Annotated in this window: 24 protein-coding genes; 8 read left to right on the forward strand and 16 right to left on the reverse strand. The window is 72.3% G+C overall.

The annotated features are described in order from the left end of the window. Positions 1-25 precede the first annotated feature (25 nt). Both KY5_RS08255 and KY5_RS08260 read right to left on the reverse strand, forming a co-directional pair. Positions 26-1,222, reverse strand: coding sequence for an acyl-CoA dehydrogenase family protein (locus KY5_RS08255; RefSeq protein ID WP_098241606.1), 1,197 nt, complete (start codon positions 1,220-1,222; stop codon positions 26-28). Between the two features lie 178 nt (positions 1,223-1,400). Beyond that, the gene (locus KY5_RS08260; protein ID WP_098241607.1) at positions 1,401-3,032 is read right to left on the reverse strand and encodes an MFS transporter; all 1,632 of its coding nucleotides are present in this window, start codon (positions 3,030-3,032) and stop codon (positions 1,401-1,403) included. A gap of 230 nt (positions 3,033-3,262) precedes the next feature. Here KY5_RS08260 and KY5_RS08265 point away from each other — a divergent pair, with 230 nt between their 5' ends. Both KY5_RS08265 and KY5_RS08270 read left to right on the forward strand, forming a co-directional pair. Then, positions 3,263-4,411 carry a mannosyltransferase family protein gene (locus KY5_RS08265; protein WP_098241608.1) on the forward strand — a complete coding sequence of 383 codons (1,149 nt, stop codon included), beginning with the start codon at positions 3,263-3,265 and terminating at the stop codon, positions 4,409-4,411. 259 nt (positions 4,412-4,670) lie between these two features. Next, positions 4,671-5,687: a phosphatase PAP2 family protein gene (locus KY5_RS08270; protein WP_098241609.1), complete on the forward strand. Its 1,017-nt coding sequence runs from the start codon at positions 4,671-4,673 to the stop codon at positions 5,685-5,687. Positions 5,688-5,851: 164 nt separating this feature from the next. Here KY5_RS08270 and KY5_RS08275 read toward each other — a convergent pair whose 3' ends face one another. After that, entirely contained in the window at positions 5,852-6,067 is a 216-nt protein-coding gene (locus KY5_RS08275) for an I78 family peptidase inhibitor (protein ID WP_098241610.1), read from the reverse strand. A gap of 503 nt (positions 6,068-6,570) precedes the next feature. Between KY5_RS08275 and ctaD the strand changes: the two genes are divergently transcribed. Continuing rightward, entirely contained in the window at positions 6,571-8,301 is a 1,731-nt protein-coding gene (gene ctaD / locus KY5_RS08280; RefSeq protein ID WP_098247121.1) for a cytochrome c oxidase subunit I, read from the forward strand. Here the strand turns inward: ctaD and KY5_RS08285 are convergent. From KY5_RS08285 to KY5_RS08305, 5 genes are all read right to left on the reverse strand, one after another. Continuing rightward, a complete protein-coding gene (locus KY5_RS08285) occupies positions 8,210-9,220 on the reverse strand; it encodes a helix-turn-helix transcriptional regulator (protein ID WP_098241611.1) in 1,011 nt (336 codons plus the stop codon). The two genes, ctaD and KY5_RS08285, sit on opposite strands and share 92 nt — an antisense overlap. A gap of 46 nt (positions 9,221-9,266) precedes the next feature. Then, positions 9,267-10,148, reverse strand: coding sequence for a hypothetical protein (locus tag KY5_RS08290; RefSeq protein WP_234362652.1), 882 nt, complete (start codon positions 10,146-10,148; stop codon positions 9,267-9,269). Continuing rightward, on the reverse strand, positions 10,145-11,419 hold the full coding sequence (locus tag KY5_RS08295; protein WP_098241612.1) for a glycosyltransferase family 4 protein: 1,275 nt from the start codon (positions 11,417-11,419) through the stop codon (positions 10,145-10,147). The genes KY5_RS08290 and KY5_RS08295 overlap by 4 nt, the downstream gene beginning before the upstream one ends. A gap of 163 nt (positions 11,420-11,582) precedes the next feature. Next, complete coding sequence (locus tag KY5_RS08300) at positions 11,583-12,890, reverse strand: ABC transporter substrate-binding protein (RefSeq protein ID WP_098241613.1); 1,308 nt, start codon at positions 12,888-12,890, stop codon at positions 11,583-11,585. Further along, positions 12,865-13,431, reverse strand: a complete 567-nt coding sequence (locus KY5_RS08305) for a hypothetical protein (RefSeq protein ID WP_098241614.1) — start codon at positions 13,429-13,431, stop codon at positions 12,865-12,867. Before KY5_RS08305 ends, KY5_RS08300 begins: the two co-directional genes overlap by 26 nt. A 135-nt stretch (positions 13,432-13,566) precedes the next feature. Here KY5_RS08305 and KY5_RS08310 point away from each other — a divergent pair, with 135 nt between their 5' ends. The 3 genes from KY5_RS08310 to KY5_RS08320 are packed head-to-tail and all read left to right on the forward strand — an operon-like array spanning position 13,567 to position 17,406. Continuing rightward, entirely contained in the window at positions 13,567-14,082 is a 516-nt protein-coding gene (locus tag KY5_RS08310; RefSeq protein ID WP_098241615.1) for a hypothetical protein, read from the forward strand. A gap of 4 nt (positions 14,083-14,086) precedes the next feature. Further along, positions 14,087-16,720: an ABC transporter permease subunit gene (locus KY5_RS08315; protein ID WP_098241616.1), complete on the forward strand. Its 2,634-nt coding sequence runs from the start codon at positions 14,087-14,089 to the stop codon at positions 16,718-16,720. Next, positions 16,717-17,406: an ATP-binding cassette domain-containing protein gene (locus KY5_RS08320; protein ID WP_098241617.1), complete on the forward strand. Its 690-nt coding sequence runs from the start codon at positions 16,717-16,719 to the stop codon at positions 17,404-17,406. Before KY5_RS08315 ends, KY5_RS08320 begins: the two co-directional genes overlap by 4 nt. On the opposite strand, the gene KY5_RS08325 is transcribed toward KY5_RS08320, so the two are convergent. After that, the gene (locus tag KY5_RS08325; protein WP_098241618.1) at positions 17,372-17,995 is read right to left on the reverse strand and encodes a transglycosylase family protein; all 624 of its coding nucleotides are present in this window, start codon (positions 17,993-17,995) and stop codon (positions 17,372-17,374) included. The genes KY5_RS08320 and KY5_RS08325 overlap by 35 nt on opposite strands. A 107-nt stretch (positions 17,996-18,102) precedes the next feature. Next, on the reverse strand, positions 18,103-18,723 hold the full coding sequence (locus KY5_RS08330) for a transglycosylase family protein (RefSeq protein WP_098241619.1): 621 nt from the start codon (positions 18,721-18,723) through the stop codon (positions 18,103-18,105). Between the two features lie 527 nt (positions 18,724-19,250). Here KY5_RS08330 and KY5_RS08335 point away from each other — a divergent pair. Both KY5_RS08335 and KY5_RS08340 read left to right on the forward strand, forming a co-directional pair. After that, positions 19,251-20,036 (forward strand): hypothetical protein, encoded by a 786-nt coding sequence (locus KY5_RS08335; protein WP_098241620.1) that lies wholly within the window; start codon positions 19,251-19,253, stop codon positions 20,034-20,036. A gap of 119 nt (positions 20,037-20,155) precedes the next feature. Further along, on the forward strand, positions 20,156-20,536 hold the full coding sequence (locus tag KY5_RS08340; protein ID WP_098241621.1) for a hypothetical protein: 381 nt from the start codon (positions 20,156-20,158) through the stop codon (positions 20,534-20,536). Between the two features lie 95 nt (positions 20,537-20,631). Here KY5_RS08340 and der read toward each other — a convergent pair whose 3' ends face one another. The 6 genes from der to KY5_RS08370 form a co-directional block, all read right to left on the reverse strand. Continuing rightward, entirely contained in the window at positions 20,632-22,110 is a 1,479-nt protein-coding gene (gene der / locus KY5_RS08345; protein WP_098241622.1) for a ribosome biogenesis GTPase Der, read from the reverse strand. 82 nt (positions 22,111-22,192) lie between these two features. Then, positions 22,193-22,909 (reverse strand): lysophospholipid acyltransferase family protein, encoded by a 717-nt coding sequence (locus tag KY5_RS08350; protein ID WP_199842976.1) that lies wholly within the window; start codon positions 22,907-22,909, stop codon positions 22,193-22,195. After that, positions 22,867-23,562, reverse strand: a complete 696-nt coding sequence (gene cmk, locus KY5_RS08355; protein ID WP_098241624.1) for a (d)CMP kinase — start codon at positions 23,560-23,562, stop codon at positions 22,867-22,869. Before cmk ends, KY5_RS08350 begins: the two co-directional genes overlap by 43 nt. Positions 23,563-23,708: 146 nt before the next feature. Continuing rightward, positions 23,709-24,794 (reverse strand): prephenate dehydrogenase, encoded by a 1,086-nt coding sequence (locus KY5_RS08360; RefSeq protein ID WP_098241625.1) that lies wholly within the window; start codon positions 24,792-24,794, stop codon positions 23,709-23,711. After that, entirely contained in the window at positions 24,791-25,153 is a 363-nt protein-coding gene (gene aroH / locus KY5_RS08365; protein WP_098241626.1) for a chorismate mutase, read from the reverse strand. Before aroH ends, KY5_RS08360 begins: the two co-directional genes overlap by 4 nt. 131 nt (positions 25,154-25,284) lie before the next feature. Beyond that, positions 25,285-25,770 carry a YidB family protein gene (locus KY5_RS08370; protein WP_418952863.1) on the reverse strand — a complete coding sequence of 162 codons (486 nt, stop codon included), beginning with the start codon at positions 25,768-25,770 and terminating at the stop codon, positions 25,285-25,287. Positions 25,771-25,865: the final 95 nt, after the last annotated feature.

Below are 25,865 nucleotides of genomic sequence, written 5' to 3' on the forward strand. Positions count from 1 at the left end.
ACCGCGACCACGTACCGGCGCCGGACTACCGGAAGGCGTCGAGTCCGGTGAGCGCCTTGCCCAGTACCAACTGGTGCATCTCGACGGTGCCCTCGTAGGTGAGGACCGACTCGAGGTTCGTCGCGTGCCGCATGACCGGGTACTCGAGCGAGATCCCGTTGGCGCCCAGGATGGTCCTGGACGTACGGCAGATCTCGATCGCTTCTCGTACGTTGTTCAGCTTGCCGAAGCTGACCTGCTCGGGCCTGAGCTTTCCCGCGTCCATGCGCCGCCCGAGGTGATGGGCGAGCAGGACGCCCTTGTGCAGCTCGACCGCCATGTCGGCGAGCTTGGCCTGGGTGAGCTGGAAGCCGCCGATCGGCCTGCCGAACTGCTCGCGGGTCCTCGCGTACTCCAGGGCCGCGTCGAAGGAGGAGCGCGCCGCGCCCATGGCTCCCCAGACGATGCCGTAGCGCGCGTGGGACAGACAGCTGAGCGGGCCCTTGAGGCCGACGACGTCGGGCAGCACGGCATCGCCCGGCAGCCGCACCTCGTCCATCACCAGCTCGCTGGTGACGCTGGCGCGCAGCGACCACTTGTGCTTGATCTCCGGGGCCGAGAAGCCCGCCGCGTCGGTCGGTACGACGAATCCCCTGATGCCCTCGTCGGTCTGCGCCCACACCACGGCGACGCCCGCCACCGATCCGTTGGTGATCCACATCTTGCGTCCGGTGAGCACCCAGTCGGGGCCGTCCTTCTTCGCGTGCGTCCGCATGGCGGCCGGGTCGGAGCCGTGGTCGGGCTCGGTGAGGCCGAAGCAGCCGATGATCTCGCCCGCGGCCATGCCGGGCAGCCACCGCTGCTTCTGCTCCTCGGAGCCGAAGCGGTGGATGGCGTACATGGCGAGCGAGCCCTGCACGGAGACGAGGGAGCGGATGCCGGAGTCGGCGGCCTCCAGCTCCAGGCAGGCGAGCCCGTACTGCACGGCGCTCGCGCCCGCGCAGCCGTAGCCCTCCAGGGACATGCCGAGCGCCCCGAGGGAGCCGAGCTCACGGGCGAGCTCCCGGATCCCGGGCAGCTCGCCCTTCTCGTACCACTCGGCGATGTGCGGCAGAACCCGGTCCGCCGCCCAGCCGCGGACCGTGTCGCGGATCGCGAGGTCCTCCGGGTCGAGCAGATCGTCGATGCCGAGCGGATCGGCGGGGTCGAAGGACGGGAGCGGCGTACGGGCGCTTGCGGACATGCGGACCTCCGGCGACAAGAAAACTAGCAGCGATAGTTATCTACGACTCGCGCTGACGGTACGACGCAGTCTCCCGCACGTCCAGAGAGGTCCTGTAAGGGGCGGCCCCGTAAGGGGCGCGGGGAACTGCGCGCTCAGCCACGACGGACCCGCACCCGAAGGACGGGCCCCGAGAGGTTCAGGCATCCACGGACGACGTGACACCGACCCCAGCGGCGTCCCGAGGCGCCGGCACCCCCTGCTCAAGCCGCACCGCAGGCACCCCACACTCCATCACCCGAGGCAACCGCAGAGCCGCAACCGCACCAAGCACCAGCAACCCGGCGCTGACCAGCAGCGTCACATGCAGCCCGTGCACGAAGGAATCCCGCGCCGCGGCCCGCAGAGCCGCCCCCGAACCGCCACCGAGCCGCTCGGCGACGTCATACGCCTCGCCGAGCGAGTGACTCGCCGCCGCACTGTCCGCCGCCGGAACCCCCCGGACCGAGGAGAGCCCCGGCGCGTACGCCGCGTTCATCACGCTGCCGAGCAGCGCGATGCCGATGCCCGCGCCCAGCTGGTAGGAGGTCTCGCCGATCGCCGCGGCGCCGCCCGCCTGGGACGGCGGCGCCTCGCTCAGCATCGACTCGTACGAACCGAACAGCGTGGTCTCCAGGCCGAGGCCGAGCAGCACGAAGCCGGTGAGCAGCAGCGCGTCGTTGGCGTGGTCGCCCATGCCGGTGAGGAGCACCACGGCGAGCGCGGTCAGCGCGAAGCCCGAGCAGACCATCACCCGGGGCCCGAAGCGGTGCAGCAGCTGCGATCCGGCGAGCCCCGCGGCCATCGCGGCGATGGTGAGCGGCAGCAGCCTGAGCCCCGTCTCCAGCGGGGACAGGCCGAGCACCAGTTGCAGATACTGCGCGGCGATCAGTTCGAGGCCCACCAGGGCGAGCATGGCGAGCACGATGCAGCCGACCGACGTGCTGAACGCGGGCCGCGCGAACATCGACAGATCGACGAGCGGATGCGTGCGCCGCCGCTGTCTGCGCACGAAGCCGACGAGCAGCGCGATGCCGACGACGAGCGAGACCAGGGTGGTGGCGCCGAGCGGCGACTCGCCGCCGCCGAGCCGCTTCACGCCGAGCACGACGCCGAAGAGCCCCGCCGCGGCCATCAGCGCGCCGACCACGTCCCACGGCCCGTTCCTGTCGCCGGTGGACTCGGGCAGGAGCCAGCGCCCGATGGGCAGGCTGACCAGCATCAGCGGGATGTTTATGAGGAAGACCGAGCCCCACCAGAAGTGTTCGAGCAGGAACCCGCCGAGCAGCGGTCCGACGGCCGCGCCCACGGCGGCCACCGCGCTCCAGATGCCGATGGCGACGGCCCGCTCGCGCCGGTCGGGGAAGACCTGGCGCAGGATCGACAGGGTCGCGGGCATGATCATCGCGCCGCCGACGCCGAGCAGCGCCCGGGCGGCGATCAGGACCTGCGCGTTGTCGGCGAGCGCGGCGACGGCGGAGGCGACGCCGAAGAGCGCGTAGCCGAGGAGGAGGACGCGTCTGCGGCCGACGCGGTCGCCGAGCGTGCCGAAGAGGATCAGGAGCGAGGCGCAGACCAGCGGGTAGATGTCGACGATCCACAGCAGCTCGATGGCGCCGGGCCGCAGGTCCTCGGTGACGGCGGGCACGGCCACGTGCAGCACGGTGGCGTCGACGGCGACCAGCAGCAGGCTGACGCAGAGGACGACGAGCACGAGCCAGCGGTTCGCCCCGGCACCCGTCCCGGGTCCCCGACGGCCGAACGGTGCTGCGGCCGTGGACGTCCCGGACATGTGCCTACCTCCCAGTGATCCCTCGCATCGGCGGCCTGCGGGAGGTGAACTCCCTGCTCCGGCGGCGCAGACAAAGGCGAGTGAGCCGTCAGAGTACGCGAGTTCACGCCTGGGGCGCGTGGCGGACCTCTCATGGTTGTGCGGATGCCGTGTGGCGTGCGCCACGCCCCCGCCCATCGACCACGCCCCGGGCGGGCGTCCGGTTCCCTCTTCGGCCGATAATCGAGCCCGTGACTGATCTTGATCAACGCCTCACGCCGCCCCGCGCGGGCCACGCGCTGCGCCGCGCGGCGCCCGCGCTCCTCGTGTACGCCGGGGTGCGTGCGCTGGGCCTCGCGGTGCTCGCGATCTGGGGCGCCGCCGCGGGCAAGAGCCCGCACACGCTCCTCACCGCCCGCTGGGACTCGCTCTGGTACACCCGCGTCGCCGAGCACGGCTACGGCTGGGAGGTGACGCTCCCGGACGGCAGCGTGCACTCGAACCTGGCGTTCTTCCCGCTCCTGCCGTGGCTGGAGCGGCTCGTCTCGGCGATCAGCCCATTGTCGTACGCGGACGCGGGCCTGGTGGTGAGCTGGGTGGCCTCGCTGTTCGCCGCGGCGGGGATCTTCGCGGTCGCCGACCACGTGTACGGCCGCCGGGCCGGGATCTGCGCGGCCGCGATCTGGGCGGTGCTGCCCGTCGGCATCGTGCAGTCGATGGCGTACAGCGAGTCCCTGTTCACGGCGCTCGCCGCCTGGTCGCTGTACGCGGTGCTCAGGGGCCGCTGGGTGACGGCGGGCCTGCTCGCCTCCTGCGCGGGCCTGACCAGGCCGGTGGGCGCGGCGGTGGTCGCCGCGATCTGGGTGGCGGCGGCCGTCCAGGTGTACCGGGAGCGGCGGGCGGCGCCCCGCATGGTCCTCGGCGTGCTCCTCGCCCCGCTCGGCGCCGCGGGCTATGTGCTCTGGGTCGGCCACCGCACGGGCGACGGCCTCTTCGGCTACCTCGACGTGCAGGCGGGCTGGGGCAACGGCTTCGACTTCGGCTACGCCTTCGCGCGCTTCGTCGGGGAGAAGTTCACCTCGCTCCCCGGCGCCCTCGCGGGTCTGGGGCTCATCGTCGGGGTCGCGCTGGTGATCTGGCTGTACGTCGTCGGCGTCCGGCAGAGGCAGCCGCTGCCGCTGCTCGTCTACACCGGCATCGTCGTGGCGCTCGCGCTGTGCGCGGCCGGTTACTTCGGCTCGAAGCCACGGCTCCTGCTGCCCGCCTTCCCGCTGCTCCTGCCGCTCGCCGTGGCCCTCGCCAGGCTGCGTACGTCCAGGTCGGCGCTGGTCCTCGGGGGTGTGGCCCTCGCGAGCGCGGTGTACGGGGCGTTCTGGCTGCACGGCTCGGGGCCACCGTGATCACGTCATGATCGTTTCTGTCGCCGGGCGCCGTCTCCCGATGATCGAACGGGAAATTCCGCGCCAGGACCCGGTGAACGAATTCATAAGGGCGATAAAACAGCACCGGAAACGATCAACGAATTGAGTAAGGGTCTCTCCGTGGATTAATAAATCCCCGGGAATAAACCCCCTTCTGAGATCAATCCCACATCACATCGTCATCACAAAGCCACTGATTCGGCCTAGTGCCGCACTCACTCGCTGTAACGTCGATTGGGTGCGTACCGAACGAAACCTCACCCGTCTTGACCGGGTCTTCGCCCGGCTAGACCGTGAGCCGGAACGACCGACCCACCTCGATGTGCCGAGGATGAGCCGGCACAGGGTCGTGCTCTTCAGCGCGACCCTGGCCTTCTACCTGGCCATCGTCGTCGCCGTGCTGACCACCTCGTGGCTGGTGCGGTTCGACTGGCAGGTCATGTTCTTCCGGCCCTACCAGCAGTGGCCCGAGATCCACGCCTTCCTCGACTACTGGGTGGTCCTCGGCCAGCGCGGCCCGACCGCCGTCATGGTCGCGGCCTGGCTCGGCTGGCGCTCCTGGCGCCAGCACACGCTGCGCCCGCTGCTCACGTTCGGTACCGCGCTGCTCCTGCTCAACGTCACCGTGGGCGCCGCCAAGATCGGCATGGGCCGCCTCGGCCCGCACTACGCCACCACCATCGGCTCGAACGAGATGGGACTCGGCGGCGATATATTCCCCTCGGGCCACACCGCCAATGCCGTGGTGACCTGGGGAATCCTGGCGTACCTCGCCTCGACCCCGCGCACCCGCCGCTATCTGTCGGCGCTCTCCGCGGTGGTCTCCCTCAGCGTCGGCCTCACCACCGTCTACCTCGGTACGCACTGGATCAGCGACGTCTTCCTCGGCTGGGCCGCGGGCCTGCTCATCCTGCTCGCGCTGCCCTGGTTCGAGCCCCTGATCACCCGCGTCGAGACCATGCTCTTCACCCTCCGCGACGCCTGGCGGGCCCGCCGCTTCGGCATCGCGCCCGCCCAGGCCCCGGCCGGCGTCTCCGCGATGATCCCGCAGCGCGCCGCCCTGGACGAGGAGCCGCCGCTGCGCGAGACCATCGGCGCGGCCCGCTCGGCGAGGACCCCCGCCTACCTCGCGCCAGGACCGCACACGGCGCGCTCGGAGCGGACCCCGGTCACCCCGGCGGGCAGCCGCCGTCCACCGGGCGCCGATCGCGTGCCGCGCGGCACCACATCGGCCCGCCCGGTGGCGGGCGGCTGACCCGGCGGGCACCACGAACGGCGGGGGCGGTACGCACAGCCCATCCCCCGCACCGCGAAGGCCCCGGTTCCTCTCGGAACCGGGGCCTTCGTCGTGGGCGCCGCCCAGCGGACGGTCGCCCAGCGGGCGGTCTCTCAGCGGGCGGTCTCTCAGCGGCCGGTCGCTCAGCCCTTCCAGCAGCGCGTCACGACGCCTTCCTTGACCTCGAAGTTCAGCCGCCCCGCGAGGTACTCCATCGTGATCATCGCCCCCGGCGGCAGCGACCTGACGGTGGACCAGCCGCGCTCGCGCGCCTGCCGCTCGGCGCCTTCGGCCCCCAGGCCGACATACGCGTCCGGGTCGTCCTGGGGCTGTGCGGGAGGAGTCGGAATAGGTGCCATGCCCGCCACGTTAGGCGGCCGGGTCGCGCCGAGGAAGTCCGGGGCCGCCGGGGAGCGGGCGAGAACCCCGCACCATGCGTCACCGGTACCTCTCCGGTCACGCTTATGTCACAGGATCACCACGCGCGTTTCGGTCGAACTCCGTCACACGTACGGGCGGTTCCCTCCTTGTCGCGACGTAATTCGAGGGCCTCTTCCCGTCTCTCCACGAGCGCCCGAAAGATCCCCCGAAGATCACTCGAAGATCGCCGGAATACCTCACGGAAAATACCGCGGAGCCGTCTTCGCGAACCCTCCGCATTTCCGAATCCCAGCCTCTTTCCGGGATGTGACGGAGCATAGGGAATTCACAGCTTCTCCACAGGAGCCGATCCGCGGCACGCGCGGAAGCCGGTCCGCCGCTCGCGCGCGGACGTGTACGCCCTCTGTCGCAGCCGGGGCGACGCGAGCATCATGGCGTGAGCTTCGAGCAGGCCCAGGACGCGATGGCGAAGGGGCAAGCGATGGGGACCGATACGGCGCAGGCGACCGAAGGGCCGGTACGGGAGCGGCGCCCCGGCCGGGTGATCGTGGACTGGCTGACCACCACGGACCACAAGAAGATCGGCCACCTCTACCTGATCACGTCGTTCGTCTTCTTCCTGATCGCCGGGCTCCTCGCGCTGATGATGCGGGCCGAACTCGCCAGGCCCGGGCTGCAGCTGATGACCAACGAGCAGTTCAACCAGGCGTTCACCATGCACGGCACGATCATGCTGCTGCTCTTCGCGACGCCGACGTTCGCGGGCTTCGCCAACGAGATCATGCCGCTGCAGATCGGCTCGCCCGACGTCGCCTTCCCGCGCCTGAACATGCTCTCGTACTGGCTGTTCCTCTTCGGCGGCCTGATGGTGCTCGGCTCGCTGCTCGTGCCGGGCGGCCCCGCGGCCTTCGGCTGGTTCGCCTACGCCCCGCTCAACAGCATGCAGCGGTCCCCCGGCATCGGCGCCGACCTGTGGATCATGGGACTCGCGCTCTCCGGCTTCGGCACGATCCTCGGCTCGGTGAACTTCCTGACGACCATCATCGGGATGCGGGCGCCCGGCATGACGATGTTCCGGCTGCCCATCTTCACCTGGAACGTCCTGTTCACCTCGATCCTGGTGCTGATCGCCTTCCCCGTGCTCGCCGCCGCGCTGCTCGTCCTGGAGGCGGACCGGCGGTTCGGCTCGGTGGTCTTCGAGGCGGAGTTCGGCGGGGCGCTGCTGTGGCAGCACCTCTTCTGGTTCTTCGGGCATCCCGAGGTCTACATCATCGCGCTGCCGTTCTTCGGCATCATCACGGAGATCATCCCGGTCTTCAGCAGGAAGCCGATCTTCGGCTACCTGCCGCTCGTCGGCGCCACGACGGCCATCACCGGTCTGTCCATCGTCGTGTGGGCGCACCACATGTTCGCCACCGGCGCGGTCCTGCTCCCCTTCTTCTCCTTCGTGTCCTTCCTCATCGCGGTCCCGACCGGCGTGAAGTTCTTCAACTGGACCGGCACGATGCTCAAGGGCTCGCTGTCCTTCGAGACACCCATGCTCTGGGCGATCGGCTTCCTGGTGAGCTTCCTGTTCGGCGGGCTCACCGGTGTGCTGCTCGCCTCGCCGCCCATCGACTTCCACGTCACCGACACGTACTTCGTCGTCGCGCACTTCCACTACGTGGTGTTCGGCACCGTCGTCTTCGCGACCTTCGGCGGCTTCTACTTCTGGTGGCCGAAGCTGACCGGCAAGATGCTCGACGAGCGGCTCGGGAAGATCCACTTCTGGGCGCTCTTCGTGGGCTTCCACACCACGTTCCTCGTCCAGCACTGGCTGGGCGCCGAGGGCATGCCGCGGCGGTACGCGGACTACCTGGCCGCGGACGGCTTCACCGTGCTCAACACCATCTCCTCCATCGGGGCGTTCCTGCTCGGCCTCTCCACGCTGCCGTTCCTCTACAACATCTGGAAGACCGCCAAGTACGGCGAGAAGGTCGACGTCGACGACCCCTGGGGCTTCGGCCGCTCCCTGGAGTGGGCGACCTCCTGCCCGCCGCCCCGGCACAACTTCGTCACGCTGCCCCGGATCCGCTCGGAGTCCCCGGCGTTCGATCTGCACCATCCCGAGTACGCGGCGTTCACGGCGCAGGACGTGAGCGGTGTGCCGCAGGATCCGCAGACGGAGCACCCCGGTCCAGGGCCCGGGTCAACAGGTCGCGGGCCGAGCTGATCCGGTCGGTGAGCTCGGCGGGCTCGACGACCTCGAACTCCATGCCCATGAAGAGGACGTGGAAGACCATCACGTCCAGGCTCGCCGCGCCCGTGCGCAGCAGACAGGTGTGCTCGGTCTCGGCCTCCAGGGTGCCGTCCGACGGCGTGATCCGCTGGGTCGCCTCTTCCACGGGCACGAGCAGGCGGACCACGGCCCGCGTGGCGTACGCGCGCGTGGAGACGCCCCGGGAGACGTACGCGGCCAGGTCGTCGGCCGGTGGCGTGCGGGGCGCGAAGCGCGGGCCGTGCGGCGGTCTCGGGGTGATCCGGTCCGCGCGGAAGGTCCGCCAGTCCGCCCGGTCGAGGTCCCAGGCGACGAGGTACCAGCGGCGCTCGGTGCACACCAGGCGGTGCGGTTCGACGGTGCGCCGGGTCGAACTGCCCGCGTGGTCGCGGTAGTCGAAGCGCAGCCGCTCCGAGTCCCGGCAGAGGTGGGCCAGTTCCGTGAGGACCACGGGGTCCACGCCCTGCGGCTGCGGGGCGCGCAGCATCGGCACGGTGAACGCGTTCAGGGCGCCCACCCGGCGGCGCAGCCTGTCCGGCAGGACCTGTTCCAGCTTGGCGAGCGCGCGGACCGAGGTCTCGCCGATGCCCTCGACGCCCTGCCCCGCGGCCGTGCGCAGGCCGACGGCGACCGCGACCGCCTCTTCGTCGTCCAGGAGCAGCGGTGGCAGCTCCGCGCCCGCGCCGAGCTGGTAGCCGCCGCCGGTGCCGGGGCTCGCGTTGACGGGATAGCCGAGCTCGCGCAGCCGGTCCACGTCACGGCGGACCGTGCGCGCGGTGACGCCGAGCCGGTCGGCGAGGTCGGCGCCCGACCATTCGCGGTGGGCCTGCAACAGGGAGAGCAGGCGGAGCAGTCGTGCCGATGTCTCCAACATGGACGTGATTGTGCCCGCAGTTCAGGACAGCCGCTGTCCGCGAACCTCAGCCCTCCGTGCCGGTCGCTTCCTCGGCACGCGCCTCCCTGATCCGCACCGACAGGTCGTTGTCGTTGGTGTAGTAGAGCCCCGCCTCGACCGCGCCGTCCGCCGTCCCGACGCGCACCCACGGGTAGGTGAAGATCGCCTTCTTGTCCGGGACGTCGTCCAGGAGCCGGGCGAGGCGGATGCGCGGGCCGCTCTCCCCCTCGGGGCACAGCCACAGGTCCCAGGGTCCCTGGCCGCTGTCCGCGAGCGGTCCGTGGCCCAGCGTGAAGGTGAAGCCTGGCCCTTCCGAGGTCACTTCGGCCCGCCGGACCAGGTCGGGTTCGGTGCGCCTGACGGCCTCCGCGTAGGCGGCGCCGGTCAGCGTGGTCCCGTACACCCGGCCCTGCACGGACACGTCCGCGTCGGATATCTGGATCTCGCCGACCTCGGCGTGCGGCGCGCGCAGCCAGCTGCGCACCGAGAGGTTGCCCTGCTTCGTCGCGTAGGGGATGCGCACCGCGACGTGGCCGCGGGCGCCGCTCGGCGCGCGGTCCACCAGCGAGCGCAGGTCGTTCACGCCGGGCATCAGGCGGCGCGGCTCGCCGCCCGCGAGCTGGACGTAGGCGTTCCAGCGGCCCTCGGCGAGCTCGACGCTGCTGGGCAGCGCGGCCCGCAGCCTGCCGTCCGCCGACGGGGAGAGCGGCAGGCGCACCTCGTCGTCGGACTCGCGGCGGCGCAGCAGCAGGTACGCCGCGTCCCGCATGCCGGGCTCGCCGGTCTCCGTCACGTCGAAGGTGAGGCCGCCCGCGGAGTCGGCGATGCAGTCGGCACGTGGCGCCGTCGCCACCTCCTGGTCGTCCCCGGCGTACGCCTGCGCCTGCGAGGTGGCCAAGGCCGTCATGCGGTGGATCCCTTCATCTGTGCGCCGCGTCGTGCTCCTGTGAGGTCCCGCACCGCGTACGCGCCCCCGAGCAGCGCGCCGCGCGTGCGGTGCAGGGAGCCGCGCATCCGGCCCCCGAACGAGCTCCCCCGGCTGAGCATCCCGGAGAACATCGCGTCGTAACGCTCGGCGATGCGTGCCGGGTCGAAGCGCTCCGAGTCCTGGAGCGCGGCGTCCGCCATGTCGCGCCGCAGCGCGTCGTCATTGATCAGTTCGAGCAGCCCGCCCGCTATCGCGTCGGGGTTGCCGACCTCGACGAGCCGCCCGTCGACACCGTTGTCGATGATTTCGCCGGGGCCGTGCGGGCAGTCGGTGGCCACCACGGGCAGCCCGCAGCGCATCGCCTCGACGATCGTCATGCCGAACGACTCCAGGCTGGAGGTGACGGCGGCGATGGACCCCTTGGCCCACTCGGGCTCGATGGGATGGGCCGGGCCCATCAGGAACACGTGGTTGTAGAGGCCGAGTTCGTCGATCAGGGCGCGCAGCTTCTCCTTCTGCTTGCCGCCGCCGTAGATCCGCAGGCGCCAGTCGGGGCGCTCGCGCCGGACCTTGTCGAAGGCCCTGATCAGCAGGTCGTACCGCTTGACCGGGGCGAGCCGCCCTGCCGCGACGACCCACTTGTGGGAGCCGTCGGCGGGCTCTATGCCGGGCGCGGGCACGGGGTTCGGCACGGCCTGGACGTGCACGCCGGGCAGCCGCATCTTGCGCGTGTAGGCGCGGGCGTCGGCCTCGGTCGTCGTGGTCAGGACGTCGAGGCGCGGGTAGACGCTGCGCAGCTGGCGGCGGAGTTCCTTGGAGTGGCTGTCCAGCGTGAGGTGCTCCTGCCCGACGCGCAGCGGGCCGCGCGCGGTCTGCCGGGCGATGTGCACGTTGAGGCCGGGGCGGGTACCGACGACGACGTCCGCGTCGAGCCGGGCGAGGTGGTCGGCGACGCGCCGGTCGGTGAGCGCGCTGTACTGGTCGTAGCGGCCCTCGGCGCTGGGGAACGTCCGGGCGGGGAGCAGGTGTTGGGGGTCGTCGCCCTCGTATCCCGAGGTGCCCTTGCGCAGGTCGACGAGGTGCCGGAGCCGCACGCGCTGGTCAGGCGCGAAGACGGGCTCGTCACGGTGCCGGAAGACGGACACGACCTCGACGTCATGCTGCTGGGCCAGCGTGTTCGCGAGGTTGTACGTCGTCCGGATGGTCCCTCCGATTCCGTACGCGTTGTGAATCAGGAAAGAGATGTGCATACGTCCCCGTATCCCGCGTTTCCATGCGGACAGTCCCCCTCATCCGCCTACCGCAGGGTTAGACCGAGATTCCTGGCCAAGGGTTGGGTTTCCTCATCACTTTGTTTCCCAACAGATACGTGATCGGTAGCACAGGGCGGGAACTTTCCGGTGATCCGGCAGATCACGGCTGGTAGGAGAGTTGCGGGACATCGAAGCAGTTGTCGTTCATGTCGCCGCCCCGGGTCACCCAGCCCTTCCCGTCCTGCCAGCGGGCGACGGACAGGCACGTTCTGCGGGTCCTCGGCGGCTCGGCCAGGTGCTCGAAGTTGACGGGAAGCAGCAGCCCCCGCGCGGAGTAGGGCCGACCCCGGTTGATGAAGCGGTCGACGCACGCGCGCGTGACGTCGCCGCCCGCGCCGCCCGCGCAGGACTTCGCCGCGTCGGTGAACCACATGGCGGCGGCCCAGCCCTCCAGCTGCCACTGGGAGAGCGCGTCCCCCTTGCCCGCCGCCTTCATGCCGGCCCGGAACTCGCGCACGGCCGGGTGGCCGGTGTCCTCGTAGTTCCGGCTCGACCCGGTCGCCCACAGGGCGTTGCGGCAGCGCGGCGCGTCCTTGTAGTCCTCGGCCACCGACGACGTCCAGTTCTGCACGTTGGTGACCTTCGCGGTGACCTTCGCCCCCACGTCGTCCATCGCCTCGCACAGTTGCGCGTTGCCGTGCGTGTCCATCGCGTCGAAGACGAGGTCGGCGCCCTGTTCCTTCAGGTCGGCCGCCGCGGCGCGGAAGTTGGGCAGCGCGAAGTCGACCTGTTCGGTGACCACCCGGTAGCCCTCGGCCTTCAGACCGCGGGTGACGAGCCGGGCGTACGCGGCGGACGCGGCCTGGTTGTAGGAGACGACGGCAGCGGTGCGCGCGCCCTGCTCCCGCTTGAAGTAGCGGTAGACCTCCGTGCCGCCGTACAGCTTGCCGTCCCAGCCCGGCTTCCCGTTCCGCGGGGCGAGGCTGCCGTAGATCCCGTACAGATGCGGATACGTGTCGTACGCGGATCCGATCGACTGTCCGCCGATGTCGGGCACGCGCGCGTGGGACACCCGCGAGGCGCCCGCGTAGTCGAGGGACGCGGTGGCCACGAGCGCGACGACCTGCTGCTCCTCGACGAGCTTGTGCACACAGTCGTTGTTGCCGACGCCGCTGCCGCCGTCGTCGCAGGTGCGCACATCGACCTTGCGGCCGCCGATGCCGCCGCGCGCGTTGATCCTGTCGAAATAGGCCCTGGCCCCGTCGCGCGGCCCCGTGAAGGCGGAGCCGCCGACCGGGCTCGTCGCGCTGGTGATGATGCCGACCCTGAGGGGCGCGCCGCCCACCGGCGCGGGCGCGGTGCCCCGCCCCTCGAAGTCGCTCTCCGGCAGCCGGCTGCCGCAGGCCGCGCTCCCCACCAGGAGCGCGGCGGCGAGCAGCACCTCAGCAGCCGGGACCCGGCGACGCATTCCCGCTCAGCTTCACCAGCGCGCAGAGGGTCTTGACGGACACCTTCCAGGTGTCGTCCTGCCGCACCGCCGTACCGGACGCGGTGGGCAGCGCGGTGGCTCCCTTCAGGGTCAGCGCGTACGTCACGTCGGCGGCCTTCGGCGAGGTGAACTCGACCTTGCCGACCTCCGCCGCGACCTCCTTGCCGCGCCGGTCGCCGCTGAAGCCCTCCAGCACGTCCCGCATCTTGGAGCCGTTCTCCAGAACGGTCTCCTTGTCCTTCATGGACACCTCGGGATCGAAGAACTTCTCCCAGTTGGCGCGGACTTCCTTCTCCGCGGCCGCCGTGTCGGCGGGCGCGCTCGCGCTCTCCCGCGGTGCCCCGGTCGTCTTCTCCACGGACGGCTCGGGCGGATCGCTGCCGTCCCCGCCCCCGCTGTCGTCGCCGCAGGCCACGGCGGCCGACGCGATCAGCAGGACCGTGGCGGCCGCCGACGCCGCGCTCCGCGCCCTCCCCCGCCCGCGATCCGTCCCCCGCCTGGGGCTGCTCCCGAGAACCATCTGGCTCACCACCGGGTATCGGTCCGGGCCATCAGCGCCCGGAGCTTTCAGGGTCAGCTTCCAGAAGGCATAGTGCAATCCATCGGCTGACATGGACAGCCCATCGACGTGACTGACGTGTCCCAGGGGGCCTGGATGCGGGTGGCTCGGACAGATCCGACGGCCGGTGCGCCCCGTCAGGGCCGGTTGCGCGGGGTGCGCCCCGAACTGTGGGCGGCCTTCGCGGCACTGGCCGCGGGCGCCGTGCTCTGTGTGATCGGCTGGTACGGCGTCTCCGGAGAGCGGTTCGCGGAGCGGCAGTTGCCCTATCTCGCCTCGTGCACGGTGCCGGGCGCTGCACTGATCATCGCGGGCACCGTGCTGCTCGCCCACGGCAGGAGCACCCTGGCCGCGGCGCGCGTGGAGGAGCTGTACGGCCTCCTGGTGGCGACGGAAGCCACCGCTCCCCTCTCGCCCGGCTCCCCGCAGACCGTGGCGACCAGCGACGACCTCCTGATGGTCCCCGGCGGCACGCTGTGGCACCGCGCGGACTGCCCCCTGGTCGCGGACAAGCCGGAGGCGGTCCCCGCGGACGCCACGATCCTCGCCCGGGGCGACCTCGGCCCCTGCCCGATCTGCGAACCGCCCGCCGACGCCGCCCCGGAGCGATGACGCGGTGGCGTCCCTGAGCTACGACCTCACGCTGGCCGGGCTCTCGGTCGGCAGCGCGGCCGCCCTCACCGGCATCGGCCTGATCGTCACGTACCGCGCGACCGGCGTCCTCAACTTCGCGCACGGCGCGATCGCGATGGTGTGCGCGTACGTGCTGCGCCAGTTCACGGCCGAGTGGCACTGGCCGCTCCCGCCGGCCGCCGCGGTCACCCTGCTCGTCATCGCCCCCGCCATCGGGCTGCTCCTGGAGCGCGCGGTCTTCCGCCCGCTCGCGGTGCGCGGCGGCGCACAGGCGCAGACCCTGGTCGCGTCCATCGGCGTCTTCATCCTGCTCGTCGGAGCGGCGGCCCTGCTCTGGGGCCAGGGAGCCCGCGCGGACGCGCCGACGCTCCTGTCCGCCGACCCCTGGGCCCAGTTGGCGACGGCGGTGGCGCTCGCCCTCGCCGTGGGCGCGGTCACCCGCTGGACCCGCTTCGGCGGCGAGCTGCGCGCCGTGGTCGACAACCGCCGCCTGGCCGTACTCTCCGGCATCGACGCGGACCGGGTGGCCGCGGCGGGCTGGGCGTTCGGCTCCTTCACCGCGGGCCTCACCGGGGTGCTCCTGGCTCCCTACCTGCGTCTCGACCCGTACGGCATGCCGCTCCTGGTCATGGAGGTGCTCGCCGTGGCGGTGGCCGCGGGGATGCGCAGCCTGCCCATCGCCGTCCTGGTGGCGCTCGGTCTGGGCGTGGCCCAGAGCCAGTTGACCCGTCTGCACCCTCCCGGCTGGCAGGAACAGCTCCTCCAGACGGCGGGCGCGAACCTCTTCGTCATCGCCCTGCTCGTCGCCGCCCTGATCCTGCCGGGCATCGGCTCCCAGGACGCCCTGCCGCGTACGGCGACGGCCCGCGTCCCCACGCCTCCGGGCGCCTGGATCGTGGCCACGGTCCTCTTCCTCCTCCCCCTCGGCTTCGCGGGCTCGGACCTCACCACGTCCGTCCAGGTCCCGGCGCTCGCGGTGATCCTGCTCTCGCTGGTGATCGTCACGGGCAGAGGAGGCCAGATCTCCCTGGGCCAGGCGGCGTACGCGGGCCTCGGCGCGCTCTTCACCGCGCTGCTCACGGCGGGCCGCTTCCCAGGGCTCCCCGAACTCCCGCACCTGCCCGCCCTGGCGGTGGCGGTACTCCTCGTGGCGCCCCTGGGCCTCCTGACGGGATGGCCCGCGATCAGCAGACGCGGCCTCGCGCTGGCCCTCGCGACGTTCGCCGTGGGCGTGGGCGTCAGCCGCTTCGTCTTCGCCCAGCCGTACGCCACATCGGGCCTGACCCTGGACCGCCCCGCGGGCTTCACCGGCGACCGCGCGTACTACGTGCTCGAACTCGCCCTCCTGGCAGGCGCGTTGCTCCTGGTCACCGCCTTGCGCCGGGGCCGCACGGGCCGCGCGCTCGCGGCGATGAGGGACCACGAGGAGGGTGCGGCGGCGGCCGGGGTCAGGGTCCCCGCGCTCAAGCTCGCGGCCTTCGTCACCGGCGCGGCGCTGGCCGCCCTGGGCGGCGGCATGCTCGCCATGGGCCAACGGGCCTTCGACGCCGGGGCGTACGACCCCGTGCGCGGCCTCCTCTGGTTCGCGGCGGTCCTGGTCCTCGGCTCGGACAGCGTCCTGGGCGCACTGGCGGCCGCGGCACTCCTGGTCGGCCTGGACGCGGGCACCCGGGGCGGGGTGGCCGCGGCCGTCATCGGCCTCCTGGCCATCCTGATCGGCCGCTTCCCCGGCGGGCCCTACGAGGCGCTGCGCGAGGCGACCCAGTACGTCCGCCGCACGCCCCGCCTGACTCCCCGGGGCACCCACCTGCGCGAAACCCTGCGGCTCACGCGAGGCTCGCCCGTCACCACCGAGGAGCGGCAGCCGCCGAACCCCCGGAAGGGTACGCGGGAGCGTCCGCGAGCGCGGCACAATGCCCCTGCGGCCCCGTACCCACAAGACACGGAAGGCGCACCGGGCCCGCTCGCCGCCCACCACATCACCCTCGCCTACGACGGCTTCACGGCCCTGGACGACGTCTCCCTCACGGTCCCCCGGGGCCGCGTCACCGCGGTCATAGGCCCCAACGGCGCGGGCAAGAGCACCCTGTTCCACTGTCTGGCGGGCACCCTCCGTCCCCGGTCCGGCAGCATCACCCTCGGCACCACGAACATCACCGCGCTCCCGCCCCACGCCCGCACCCGCCTCGGCCTGGCCCGCACGTTCCAACAACTCGCGGTGTTCCCGACGTTGACGATCGAGGAGAACATCCGCGTAGGCGCCGAGCAGACCGGTCGCCACGCCTCCCGGACCCTCCGCCTCCTGTCCCTGGAGCACCTGGCCACCCACCCCGCGACCGCCCTCCCCACCGGCGCCCTCAGACGCACGGAACTGGCGAGGGCCCTGGCAGGCGGACCCCACACCCTCCTCCTCGACGAACCGGCCGCGGGCCTCGACACGGCCGAAGTGACCGCGCTGGCCACCCTGTTGCGCGCCCTCGCGGCCGACGGCACCGCGATCCTGGTGGTGGAGCACGACCTCGACCTGGTGGCGGACCTGGCCGACACCGTGCACGTGATGACGGCGGGCCGGATCGTCGCCTCGGGCCCGCCGGACCGCGTACTGGCGGCGCCATGAGGAAGGGCATCGGACTGCACGGAGCCCACGTCCACTACGGCCCCCTGGAGGCCCTCCACGGCGTGACCCTCGCCGCGCCCTCCCCCGCCCTCACCGTCCTCCTCGGCCGCAACGGCTCGGGCCGCACCACGGCCCTGCACGCCCTGGCGGGCACCCTCCCCCTCACCCGGGGCAGCGTCGTGCGGGACGGCAGGGACATCACGTCCCAGCCCGCCCACGCGCGGGCCGCCGCCGGACTCTGCTTCGTCCCGGACCGGCAGGCCGTTTTCGCCTCCCTCACCGTGCGGGAGAACCTCGAACTGGCCCATCCCGAGGGCGACTTCAGCGCGGCCCTGGAGGTCTACCCCGAGCTGCGCGCCCTGCTGCCGCGCCGCGCGGGCACGCTCTCCGGCGGCGAGCAGCGCGCCCTCGCCCTGTCCAGGGCTCCCCTGTCGGGCGCCGGAGTGGTCCTCGCGGACGAGCCCACCCAGGGCATGTCGCCCGCGCTGGCGGCCCGTACGTACGAACTGCTCGGCGCCCTGGACGCCTGCGTGATCGTGGCGGAACAGCGACTACCGCCCGCCCTGCGCCCCGGTAGGGGCGCGGGCCGGACGGCAGTGGTGCACGAACTGCGCCGCGGCACGGTGGTGTTCAGCGGCGAGCCGGGCGAACTCAACGCCGCTTGCCGCCCGAACCACCCGGAATGACCAGCAGCGTTCCCACGTTGAGCCGGTCGGGAGCCCGCCCGATCATGTCGCGGTTGGCCTTGTAGAGGGCCTGCCACCCGCCCTTGACCCGGTAGCGCCGCGCGATGGAGCTCAGCGTCTCCCCGGCCTTGACGGTGTGCTCGCGCCGGTCGGCGCGCCCCGTGCCGCCGGGCCGGTCGAACCGCTCGATCCGCACCTTCTTCGAACAGACGGGCCAGGCTTTCCAGCCCTGCGTACGCAGCACCGCCTCGGCGACCTTGATCTGCTCCTCCCTGGTGGCGAGGTCGGCGCGCGGCGCGTACGCGAGCCCGCCGTGCTCCTCCCAGGTGGGCTGCCAGAACTGGAGCCCGCCGTAGTAGTCGTTACCCGTGTTCACGTGCCATCGTCCACTGCTCTCGCACTCGGCGAGGCAGTTCCACGGGCCCTTGGTCAGGGAACAGTCGTACATCGCGGAAGCGGCCCCCGGCAGCGGCGGCGGAGCCGCGGCAGCGGAGGGGTGCGGCAGGACCACTGCCGCCAGGAGCGCGCCGAGGAGCAGGGACACGGACCGCAGACGCCTGGTCGGGTTCAGCTTCAGCTTCGGGTGCATCGGGTCACGCTAGGTGGCCGCGCGACGGCCCGGGGGCGTGCCGCGCCGCCGCGGTGGCGACCCCCACCCGGTCGGCCGACCAGGCGCGATGCCGGATCCGCGGCGTCTCAGACCCTGATCCGCTGGCCCGGCACGATCGTGTCGGGATCCCCGCCGATCACCGCCTTGTTCACGGCGTACACGCGCTGCCAACTGGTGCCGTGGCGGGCCGCGATGCGGCTGAGGGTGTCGCCCTGCCGCACGGTGTAGTTACCGGGAGCGCTCCGCGACGCACCCCGGTCGGTACGGTCCGGTGCCCGCTCGGCGCGCCGTTGCACGGCCTTGGGCGCGGGCTTGGCCGCCTTCGGCACCGGAGCGGCGGCGGACGGCGCGCTGCCGTACGCGCCCGCCCGGGCCGCACAGGTGGGCCAGGCGCCCCACCCCTGCGCGCGCTGGACCTTGGCGGCGACAGCGATCTGCTGCGCCTTGGACGCCTTGTCGGCGGTGGGCGCGTAGGCCCCGCCGCCGTACGCGCGCCAGGTACCGGCGGAGAACTGCAGTCCGCCGTAGTAGCCGTTGCCCGTGTTGATCTGCCAGTTTCCGCCGCTCTCACACCGTGCGATGCGGTCCCACACTCCGCCGTCTGCCGCGTCGGCCTGGCCGGTCGCGGCGAGCAGCGTCAGCGGGGCGACGAGCGCCGCCCCTGCGATCACTGCCGTCTTGCGAATGCACTTGGGACGTGCGGACATGAATTTCCCTCTCGAAGGACCCGGGCTCCCCCGGGCCGTGCGGGCCCCTCGCGCGTCCGGCGCCTGGGGTCCCGTCCGGCCCCGACCGCCGGTGTCGGTGCTTGAGCTGGCTGGTGCGACCGGCGGACGTACCCGAGCGGTGCTCGCTGCACACGGCGGTGGAATCTAGGAGCTCTCTCGCCCCGCTATCAACCAACTCCTTGTCATTCCAGGCCAGTTGACTGTTACCCGGGGTATCGGCGAGTTTCGGCCACCCACTACGTCCTTGGATTTCATGATTTGTCGACCATGCGCCCCGGCGATCTGTGACCCACCTCACCGACCCAAGTTTCGTGCACCCAGCACGTGTTGGCGCGGAGTGACAGATTCCGGTGCCCGACTCACCCTCCGCTGCGGATGGTTCGATTCCGTTCGCTTCCGCGCGTGACCTGCGCCACTGATCCACCGTTGTCTTCTTATGAGCCGGGCGCCGCCCGGCCGCCACATCCACCCCACGCACCCCCATGTGACGATCGCGAGGAGCCACCGTGCCGCGCATGCTCGACGTCAGCGACGACGTACGCGCCGAGATCGGCGACGAAGAGGCCGACCGGCTGCTCGCCGGAGACAACACCCCCGGCAGTTACGACTGCACGTCCTGCCGCACCCCGGGCGACGCGGAACAGGAGCGCACCAGCACCGTCCTGTTCGTCGGCGACGAGACCGCCGTGCTGGCCTTCGCCCACGCCACCTGCCTGCCCTCCCAGATCGTCACGGTCTCCGAGGAGCAGTTGCAGGGCGCCGTGCGGTCGATCACCGGCGAGGACGGCGAAGGCCCCGCCGACGTCGTCCCCGAGCAGGCCGTGCTCGGCGTGACCAGCGGCCTCGTCCTGATCGACGGCGAGCTGCGGCCCGCCCTCGTCGTCGAGCCGACCGGGCCCATCGCCCGCCCCGGCACCACCCCGGGCAGCGGCGGCGACGACTTCCTGCCGCTCCTGATCGAGCAGGGCTTCATGCCCGCGAGCTCGCTCGACGGCGTACCGCCCGGGCTGCCCGGCTGGTCCGTGCTGCTCGCCATGGGCCAGCTGCACGCCATCCTGCAGCCCGGCACGAACGGCGGCTCCCCCGTCGCCTGGTGGCAGGCCCACCACCCGCTCCAGGTCACCGAGGCCTGGCGGGCCGCGGCCAACAAGACGCAGACCGTGCTGCTCTTCGCCGCGCCCTCCGGCGTGATCGGCCGCCAGCCGCGCGAGGACCTGCTGCGCGACGCCCTGGACAAGGCCGCGGCCCACGGCCGCCTCGTCGCCTGCGCGATGCCGCTCGCCGGAACCTGACGGTCCGGCCTCCATCGGGGGCCGCGCCGCCGACCCGAATGCGCCGGTCACACCCCCACCGGCCCGGGAAAGCGGCGCGGCCCCCGCATCCGTCGGGCGACGGTTTCGTTGGCACAGACGTGCACCCATACGACCCCTCACGCCCCCGGCCCGTGTACCAGAGCCCGATCCCGTCCATGCGCACGTCGCAGGACACACCGGGCGACCACTCGGCCACGCCGATCTACGACACGCTGTACTCGGAGTACCTCAGGTCCTTCAGGGCCCTGCCGGGCGACCGGAGCGGCGAGGAGGACCTGGGATTCACCGCCTTCGGGGCGGGCCCCTACGGCGTCCAGCACCGCGGGCACGACCCGCGGCACGACGCGCGGCACACCGCCTTCGGCCAGTTCCAGGTGGCCCGCTACGGCCAGCACGACCACCACATGGCGCACCACCACGCGACGGGCCACCACCAGTTCCCCGCCGCGCTGCCGCCGGGACCGCGCCGCGAGCACTGAGGCGGCGAGCACGGACGAACACGGATGCCCGGCCTCCCCGTCGTGGGGAGGCCGGGCATCCGTGCGTACGGGCGCGGGCGCGCCCCGTACGACTGCTACTTCTTGCGGCCGCGCTTCTCGCGGACCCGCACCGAGACGTGGATCGGCGTGCCCTCGAAGCCGAACTCCTCGCGCAGACGGCGCTCCAGGAAGCGGCGGTAGCCCGCCTCGATGAAGCCGGAGGCGAAGAAGACGAACCGCGGCGGCTTCGTGCCCGCCTGCGTGCCGAAGAGGATGCGGGGCTGCTTGCCGCCGCGGACCGGGTGCGGGTGCGCGGCGACGATCTCGCCGAGGAAGGCGTTCAGACGCCCGGTCGGCACGCGCGTCTCCCAGCCCGCGAGGGCCGTCTCGATCGCCGGGACGAGCTTCTCCATGTGGCGCCCGGTGGTCGCCGAGACGTTGACGCGCGGCGCCCAGGCGACCTGGGCGAGCTCGGTCTCGATCTCCCGCTCCAGGTAGTAGCGGCGCTCCTCGTCGAGGGTGTCCCACTTGTTGTACGCCACGACGATCGCGCGGCCCGCCTCGACCGCCATCGTCACGATGCGCTGGTCCTGGACCGAGATGCTCTCGGAGGAGTCGATGAGGATCACCGCGACCTCCGCCTTCTCGACGGCGGCCGCGGTGCGCAGCGAGGCGTAGTAGTCGGCGCCCTGCTGGAGGTGGACGCGCTTGCGGATGCCCGCCGTGTCGACGAACTTCCAGGTGATGCCGCCCAGCTCGATGAGCTCGTCGACCGGGTCGCGGGTGGTGCCCGCCAGTTCGTTGACGACCACGCGGTCCTCGTTGGCCACCTTGTTCAGGAGCGAGGACTTGCCGACGTTCGGACGGCCGATGAGCGCGATGCGGCGCGGTCCGCCGATCGCGGTCCCGAAGGTCTGCGCGGGCGCCTCGGGCAGCGCTTCGAGGACGGCGTCCAGCATGTCGCCGGTGCCGCGGCCGTGCAGCGCGGAGACGGGGTGCGGCTCGCCGAGGCCGAGGGCCCACAGGGCGGTGGCGTCGGCCTCGCCGGAGGGGCCGTCGACCTTGTTGGCGCAGAGCACGACGGGCTTGCCCGCCTTGCGGAGCAGGCGCACGACCGCCTCGTCGGTGTCGGTGGCGCCGACCGTGGCGTCCACCACGAAGACCACGGCGTCCGCGGCCTCGATGGCGTACTCCGCCTGGGCGGCGACGGACGCGTCGATGCCGAGCACGTCCTGCTCCCAGCCGCCGGTGTCGACGAGCTTGAAGCGGCGGCCCGACCACTCGGCCTCGTAGGTGACGCGGTCGCGGGTGACGCCCGGACGGTCCTCCACGACGGCCTCGCGGCGGCCGATGATGCGGTTCACCAGGGTCGACTTGCCGACGTTGGGGCGGCCGATGACGGCGAGGACGGGCAGCGGGCCGTGGCCCGCCTCCTCGATGGCGCCCTCGACCTCCTCGGCGTCGAAGCCCTCTTCGGCGGCGAGCTCCATGAACTGTGCGTACTCGGCGTCGCCGAGCGCCCCGTGGTCGTGCTCGGCGAAGCCGTCGCCCTCGGGCTGTGTCTGGTCGTTCATGAAGTCCGTACCTCGTCGTTCATCGTGGTGATCGGTGCACCGGCCTCTCGTGTCGGCCGGGGCACTACTTGATAAGTCTCGCTCAGCGCCCGGTCAGGCGCCTGGCGTTTTCCAGGTGGCCGGTGAGCCGCTCCTGGATGCGCACGGTGGCTTCGTCGAGCGCCTTGCGCGTACGCCGCCCGCTGCCGTCACCCGCTTCGAAGGGGTCTCCGAAGACGACGTCGACCCGGCTGCGCAGCGGCGGCAGCTGCTTTATCAGCCGTCCGCGCCGCTCCGTACTGCCGAGGACGGCGACCGGCACGATCGGCGCTCCGGCGCGCACCGCGAAGTACGCGAGGCCCGCGCGCAGCGAGGCGAAGTCTCCCTCGCCCCTGGTGCCCTCGGGGAAGATCCCGAGGACGCCGCCGTCGGAGAGGACGCCGAGGGCCCTGGTGATGGCGGTGCGGTCGGCGATCGACCGGTCCACCTCGACCTGGCCGATCCCGTGCAGGAAGGAGCCGAGCGGCCCGATGAACGCTTCCTTCTTGATCAGGAAGTGCGTCGGCCGGGGCGCCACGCCCATGACCATCGGTCCGTCGACGTTGTGCGAGTGGTTCACGGCCAGGATCACCGGGCCGGTGGCCGGCACCTTCCAGGCGCCGAGCACCCGCGGCTTCCACAGGCCGTACATCAGGCCGACGCCGATCCGGCGGCCGACCTCCGCACCGCGCTCGGAAGCGCCCCGGACGGCAGCGCCCCGGTCGGCGGGAGCCTCGCTCACTTCGCCGCCCGCTTCTCCCCGACGAGGGTGACGACGCACTCGATGACCTGCTGGAGCGTGAGCTCGGTGGTGTCGACCTCGACGGCGTCACCGGCCTTGGCCAGCGGGGACGTCTTGCGGCTGGAGTCGGCCGCGTCCCGCTTGACCAGGGCCTCCTGGGTCGCCTTGACGTCGGCGCCCTTGAGCTCGCCGGAGCGGCGGGCGGCGCGGGCCTCGGGCGACGCGGTCAGGAAGATCTTCAGGTCGGCGTCGGGCAGCACCGTCGTACCGATGTCCCTGCCCTCGACGACGATGCCCTGCTCGGCCGACCCGGCGATGGAACGCTGCAGCTCGGTGATGCGGGCACGCACCTCGGGGACGGCGCTGACCGCGCTGACCTTGGAGGTGACCTCCGTGGTGCGGATCGGGCCCGCGACGTCCGTGCCGTCGACCGTGATGGTCGGGGCGGCCGGGTCGGTGCCGGAGATGATCTCGGGCTTGCCCGCGACGGCGGCGATCGCGCTCGGGTCGGTGAGGTCGATGCCGTTGTGCACCATCCACCAGGTGATCGCCCGGTACTGGGCGCCGGTGTCCAGGTAGCTGAGGCCGAGCTGGGCGGCGACGGCCTTCGAGGTGCTCGACTTGCCCGTGCCGGAGGGCCCGTCGATGGCGACGATCACGGCGGCCGGGGCGGCGGTTGCTGCGGTTTCCACGGGGAGCGGACACCTTTCGCAGTACTCGGAGCGGGGAAGCGGGACGCGAACACGCCCCGCACAAGGTTACTGGCTCGCACACCCTGCCCTTACAGCCCCCGCGCACCGGCCCCCGCCGCCCGCCCGCGACGGCGGATGACCGGCCGCTACTGCCGGATCGACCAGCCGCGCTCGCGCAGCGCCGCGCTCAGCACGGGCGCCGCCTTCGGCTCGACCATCAGCTGGATCAGGCCCGCCTGCTGTCCCGTGGCGTGCTCGATGCGCACGTCCTCGATGTTGACGCCCGCCCGGTCCGCGTCGGCGAAGATCCGGGCCAGCTGGCCCGCCTTGTCGTCGATGAGCACCGCGACGACCTCGTAGGCGGCCGGGGCGGCGCCGTGCTTGCCCGGCACCCGGGTCTGGCCCGCGTTGCCGCGCCGCAGCACGTTCTCCACGCCCGCCACGCCCTCGGTCCGCTTCTCCGCGTCGGCGGACTGCAGCGCCCGCAGCGCCGCCACGGTGTCGTCCAGGTCGGTGGCGACGGCGGCGAGCAGGTCGGCGACCGGGCCCGGGTTGGCGGAGAGGATGTCGATCCACATGCGCGGGTCGGACGCGGCGATCCGCGTGACGTCCCTGATGCCCTGGCCGCAGAGCCGCACCGCGGTCTCGTCGGCGTGCTCCAGGCGGGCCGCGACCATGCTGGAGACCAGGTGGGGCATGTGCGAGACGAGCGCGACCGCGCGGTCGTGGGCGTCGGCGTCCATCACCACGGGGACGGCGCGGCAGAGCGCGACGAGCTCCAGGGCGAGGTTGAGGACCTCGGTGTCGGTGTCCCTGGTCGGCGTGAGCACCCAGGGCCGTCCCTCGAAGAGGTCGGCGGTGGCGGCGAGCGGGCCGCTGCGCTCGCGCCCCGACATGGGGTGCGTGCCGATGTAGGGGGCGAGGTCGAGGCCGAGCGCCTCCAGATCGCGGCGCGGGCCGCCCTTGACGCTGGCCACGTCGAGGTAGGCGCGCGCGGCGCCGCGTCGCATGACGTCGGCCAGGGTGGCCGCGACGTGCGCGGGCGGCACGGCGACGACGCACAGGTCGACGGGGCCCGCGGGCGCCTCGTCGGTGCCCGCGCCGAGCGCGGCCGCGGTGCGGGCCTGGGCCTGGTCGTGGTCGGCGAGGTGGACGGTGACGCCACGGGACGCGAGGGCGAGGGCGGCGGAGGTGCCGATCAGTCCCGTGCCGATGACGAGGGCGGTTCTCACTGGGCGATGTCCTTGCGGAGTGCGGCGGCGGCGCCGAGGTAGACGTGCGCGACCTCGGAGCGCGGCCGGTCGGTGTCGATGTGCGCGAGGACACGGACCACGCGCGGCATGGCCCCGGCTATGTCCAGCTCCTGGGCGCAGATCAGCGGTACGTCGACGATGCCGAGGCCGCGCGCGGCCGCCGCGGGGAAGTCGCAGTGCAGATCGGGCGTGGCCGTGAACCAGATGCTGATCAGGTCCTCCTGGGTCAGCCCGTTCCGCTCGAGGACGGCGGTGAGCAGCGCGCCGACCCGCTCGCCCATGTGCCCGGCCTCGTCCCGCTCCAGTTGGACGGCGCCCCGGACCGCTCGTACCGCCACAGTGCTGCTCCTCGCTCGCGCGGCGACGACTGCTGCCGACGCCTTCGTACGACAAGCGTAGTCAGCGCCCGGCACAGGAGTGCGCGGCGCCCGTCTGCCGAGACGGGCGCCGCGCACCATACCGGGGTGGGTCAGAGCTGCTGCTGCCTGATCAGGTCCTCGAGCGATCCCGAGGGCACCTGGCCCTCGGGCGTCAGCTTGTCGACGGCCTGCGGCAGCACCTGAGCGATCTCGTTCGCGGCCTGCTCAGGGGAGACTCCGGCCTCCTCGGCGACTTGGCGGAGGGTGTCGTCCGGCAGCGCCTCCCGCACCTGGGTGCCGGAGACCTCCTTGTTCTCGCCGGTACCGACCCAGGACTGGGCCTGGTCGGCGAGTCCGGCCTTGGTCAGTCCTTCCAGGAGGCCGGACAGCGGGTTGCTCCCGCCCGCGCCGCCGCCCTTGCTCATCAGGGCGCCGAGCAGCGCGCCGAGGATGTTGCCACCCCCGCCGCCGGACGCGCCGCCCTGCTGGCCGCCGCCGAGCAGACCGCCGAGAAGGCTGCCGAGATCGTTACCCGCCATGGTCATGCCTTTCGCGTGAGGTCCTGGCCCGCGCCGGGGAGGGCGGCCGGGCCTCAGACCATGCCAATGTCACCCGAATCGCCCCCTGTCGCCACTTGGGCCGATTGAGGGCTGTTTAGCTATGGACGGGGCCGCACGGGTCCGCTTGCATG

The organism is Streptomyces formicae (genome assembly GCF_002556545.1).
Lineage (GTDB): Bacteria > Actinomycetota > Actinomycetes > Streptomycetales > Streptomycetaceae > Streptomyces > Streptomyces formicae_A.